Origin of the sequence: Hydrocoleum sp. CS-953 (assembly GCF_002260545.1) — a bacterium.
GTDB lineage: Bacteria > Cyanobacteriota > Cyanobacteriia > Cyanobacteriales > Microcoleaceae > Trichodesmium.
In genome coordinates this window covers 1-4,588 of sequence record NZ_LGSU01000774.1, presented here as the reverse complement: position 1 = coordinate 4,588, position 4,588 = coordinate 1, and the positions used below count along the sequence as shown (strand labels likewise).

Genomic DNA, 4,588 nt, shown 5'->3' with positions numbered 1-4,588 from the left:
TATTTCCTTATCTTCAATTCCGTAACGGTTTTAACCAGAGGTAATTATCAATTATCAATTATCAATTATCAATTATCAATTATCAATTAATGAACTTCACTATACAATACCGATGCTACCGGACATGGTATTACTCTTCAACTCAGAAAAACTATATCTCTAATACCATTTTGAAAAAAGAATGTTACCAATAGTAAGAGCGATAAAAAGACTTAACAGGAGATGTCCCTTGGACAAAAAATATGATGTATGACCTAAAAAACTATATTAAAGCCATTCCCATGCGACTCCGTACGGACGCCCTTATGCAACGTCCCTACCTCCTGACTCCTAAAAATTACCCTAGCTATTTGTAGCAAACATTTATCAAACTGGTATAAGCAAAAATTTTCCATCTGACAACTGTGAGCGATCGCCTCAAATTACAAATTAATTATCATTTTCTGGGGCTTCAAAAAAATGTCCAAGTTTTAAGAGAGTAGTCATGTTGCATCCTGCCAAAAATTGTGATAGAGTTAATACATTGGATGTAACTCGTACCTAAGCATGACTTTTTATTCAACTAAGAAAAAAATACCTCCAAGAGAAAATTGATGTGTGCTCGAAAGGTGCATTCTTTTGTTAATCTCCCCAAACATCCCAAACATCCCAAACATCCCACACCCCAACACTCACCCTAAGCCAAATCAAACAGGTAAATCTTTTCGTGGTTTAAACCTCTCAATCTCCCGTAACTTCTGATATATCTCCAACTCATCCTGACTAGGTTCCTTCGGAGTGACAATCTTAATCTCCACCAACTGATCCCCACGATCGCCCCTTCCATCAGGATACCCCTTACTAGCAAGTCGTAAACGTTGACCAGAAACAACCCCCGCCGGCAACTTCATCTTCACCCAACCATCCAAAGTCGGAACCTCAATATCCCCACCCAAAACAGCCTCCACAGGAGTAATAGGCAACTCACAAAAAATATCCGCCCCCTCCAACTGATAAAAACCATGAGGAGCAACCGTAATCTTCAGATACAAATCTCCCCCACCAAGACCTTGATTTTTCAGACGAATTCTTTGACCACTAATCATAGCTGCCGGCATATTTACCTCTATCGACCGCCCATCTTCCAAGCGTATTTTCTCAATCCCTCCCACATAAGCCTTTTCCAAAGGCAAAGTCAACCTAGCCTCAATATCCTTTTTTGGTTCCCGTTCCGTTGCTTTATAAACAGCCTTTTTCTGACCAGGACGATAAACATTTGATGGCTGAGTTTTTGGTTTTGTTGCTGTCGCTGGAGTCCTAACTTCCCGACGACGACCCAACAATTGGTCTACAAAAGTATTAAAATCTGAAAAATCACTAACATCAACATCCTTCTCTGACTTACCTCCATTCCCAGAAAGACTATCTCCCCAATTTCTAAAATCAGGAACCCGCACCCCCATCCTACTAGCAATTCCCTTCGGTTTCCAATATCGAATAAATTTATCGTACTCTACCCGTTTCTCTAAATCTGATAAAATATCGTAGGCTTCATTAATATCTTTAAACTTTTCTTCTGCCTCTTTACTGCCTGGATTTACATCTGGATGAAATTGTCGCGCCAGTCTCCTATATGCTTTCTTAATTTCATCCACTGAAGCATCTTTAGAAACATCTAGAATCTGATAATAATTCCGAAAGTTTTGCATCTACTAACTTAAACTTATAAATAGTGTTAACTATAAATATTTTCTCTGACTCCTTCAACCAAAATGGTAGCAGATGTTAGACTTCTCACTTGAAAGCAAAAATACAGCTATTACAGCAGTACGCAAATAGGCTAGGACATTGGTCAGTCCTGTTTGCAGAGCATTTCAGTAGGAAAAACTTACTCAGAGATTACTTTTGAATTTTGAATTTCGACTTGCGCATAGGGGTATACCAATTCAATTATAAAATTCTCAAATATAGTCACAGTCAGAATTTAACTTCTGAATTCTGAATTCTGAATTCTAAATTCTAAATTCTAAATTCAACTATCTCCTCCCCAATCTAAAATCCACAATATTTACAGCCAATCATCATCATTATCATCCCAATCTTTACTTTGATAAGAACGACTAGGACGATTAGAACTGACTCGATCAGGAGGACGACTATAAACTCTAGTTTCATAATCATAACGCTCCCTAGGTTTACGATCGTCACCAGATATTGTCCGGCGTACAGAACCAAAGAAATCATCATCACCTTCTTCAGAAGTGTAAATTGAAATCTCACGCTTCAAATCGTAGAGAGCATCTTGTAAATCAACCCCGACCTGATCGATACCCCGCTCATCATCCTGTTCCAAACTATCCCGCAGTTCCCGAATCAACATTTCAATTCGTTGACGACTTCTAGCTGCAAACTGCATCCCATAATCCAAGGCCACCTCTCGGAGTTGTCGTTCTGCTTGAAAGGCCAAAGCCTCAGCCCGGTTACGCTTATCTACCCGCTCCCGCTTGAGTCGGTCTGCTTCAGCAAATTTTTCCGCATCCCGAATCATCTGACTAATTTCCTGCTGACTTAAAGTAGAAGCCCCTTGAATAGTAATACTTTGAGACCTACCAGTAGTTTTATCCATTGCCGTAACCTGCAAAATACCATTGGCATCAACATCAAAAGCTACTTGTACTTGAGGTACACCCCGTGGNCATCTGACTAATTTCCTGCTGACTTAAAGTAGAAGCCCCTTGAATAGTAATACTTTGAGACCTACCAGTAGTTTTATCCATTGCCGTAACCTGCAAAATACCATTGGCATCAACATCAAAAGCTACTTGTACTTGAGGTACACCCCGTGGTGCAGGAGGAATACCAGTCAGCTTAAATTTTCCGAGAGACTTATTATCAGCAGCTATTTCTCGTTCTCCCTGAATAATATGAATTTCAACTAAAGTCTGATTATTTTCAGCAGTAGAAAAAATATCAGAACGTCGAACTGGTATAGTAGTATTCCGAGGAATAAGTTTTTTCATAACTCCCCCAATAGTTTCTAAGCCCACAGACAATGGAGTAACATCCAAAAGTAACACATCTCGTACATCACCACCTAAAATTCCAGCCTGAATAGCTGCCCCCACTGCCACAACTTCATCAGGGTTAACTCCCTGATTTGGTTCTCTATCTATCAGAGAGTAAACTAAATCTTGAACAAAAGGAATCCGAGTTGAACCACCAACTAATACTACCTCATCAATCATAGAGGGACTTATACCAGCATCTTTTAAGGCCATTTTTACAGGACGTCGGATTCTCGGAATTAAATCTCCACAAAGCCCTTCAAATTGTGATCTAGTCAGCCTAGTTTCCAGATGCTTAGGGCCATCTGCTGTGGCAGTAATAAAAGGGAGATTAATTTCTGTTACCCCAACCCCAGATAATTCAATCTTGGCTTTTTCTGCAGCCTCAGTCAGCCTTTGTAAAGCTTGACGATCGCTCCTCAAGTCTATTTCTTCTGCCTCTAGAAATTGTTCGGCTAACCAGTCTACTACTCGTTGGTCAAAGTCGTTACCCCCTAGTTGAGTATCTCCACTGGTAGCCTTGACTTCAAATACTCCATCTCCTACTTCTAAGATTGAAACATCAAATGTACCTCCACCCAAATCGAACACCAGAATTACCTGATTTTCTGTATTTTCTAATCCATAAGCCAGAGATGCTGCTGTTGGTTCATTGAGAATACGTTTAACTTCTAGGCCCGCAATAGTCCCGGCATCACGAGTAGCTTGTCTTTGGGAATCATTAAAATAGGCTGGTACGGTAATTACTGCTCCTGTTACCTCCTCTCCCAGATAGCGACTTGCTTCATCTGCTAGTTTCCGCAGTATCATAGCTGAGACTTCTTCTGGAGCAAAATCTCGTTTCATTCGAGGACATTTGATTTTGACGTTGCCGAATTCATCCCTACGAATGGTATAGGGAACACGCTTTGACTCTGGGGATAGTTCAGAGTATTTACGTCCAATGTATCGTTTGACTCCGTAGAAGGTGTTCTGAGGATTCAGAACTGTTTGCCTTCTGGCCATTTGTCCCACTATTCGTTCTCCTTCCTTCGTGAAGCCAACTACAGATGGTGTTGTCCGCATTCCTTCTGAATTAGCTATTACGATTGGTTTTCCGCCTTCCATGACGGATACTACGGAGTTTGTTGTACCCAGATCTATGCCGACTACTTTGCCCATGCCTTAGTTTTTTTGTTCTATCCTTTTGTTAATTATTTTATCGTGTCAAATTCTTTGGTCTTTTGAGGATTGCCTCACTATACTAATCNCTTCCATGACGGATACTACGGAGTTTGTTGTACCCAGATCTATGCCGACTACTTTGCCCATGCCTTAGTTTTTTTGTTCTATCCTTTTGTTAATTATTTTATCGTGTCAAATTCTTTGGTCTTTTGAGGATTGCCTCACTATACTAATCTATATTAAGGGCTCTCTTGTTATAGGTAAGACATTTTTGATGGAGGATTTAAAAATTTTAAGTAGTTATGCAAAATTAATTAGATATAAAATTTATATTCAAAGCTTGTTTACGAAGGATAAGGATTATAGATATACAAATAATT

General features: G+C 39.7%; 2 protein-coding genes and 1 pseudogene. All 3 read right to left on the bottom strand.

From position 1 onward, the window contains the following. Window positions 1–686: 686 nt before the first annotated feature. The gene (locus tag AFK68_RS09495; RefSeq protein ID WP_094672503.1) at window positions 687–1,688 is read right to left on the bottom strand and encodes a DnaJ C-terminal domain-containing protein; all 1,002 of its coding nucleotides are present in this window, start codon (window positions 1,686–1,688) and stop codon (window positions 687–689) included. A gap of 359 nt (window positions 1,689–2,047) precedes the next feature. Next, a pseudogene (locus AFK68_RS09490) lies at window positions 2,048–2,674 on the bottom strand (Hsp70 family protein); the annotation flags it as partial. 1 nt (window position 2,675) lies between these two features. After that, window positions 2,676–4,205 (bottom strand): molecular chaperone DnaK (dnaK, locus tag AFK68_RS09485; RefSeq protein WP_143437736.1); only part of this gene is annotated, 1,530 nt, incomplete at its 3' end. Window positions 4,206–4,588 lie beyond the last annotated feature (383 nt).

Coding starts and splice junctions, on each gene's coding strand:
- AFK68_RS09495 (WP_094672503.1), bottom strand. CDS start 1,688: ATGCAAAACTTTCGGAATTATTATCAGATTCTAGATGTTTCTAAAGAT.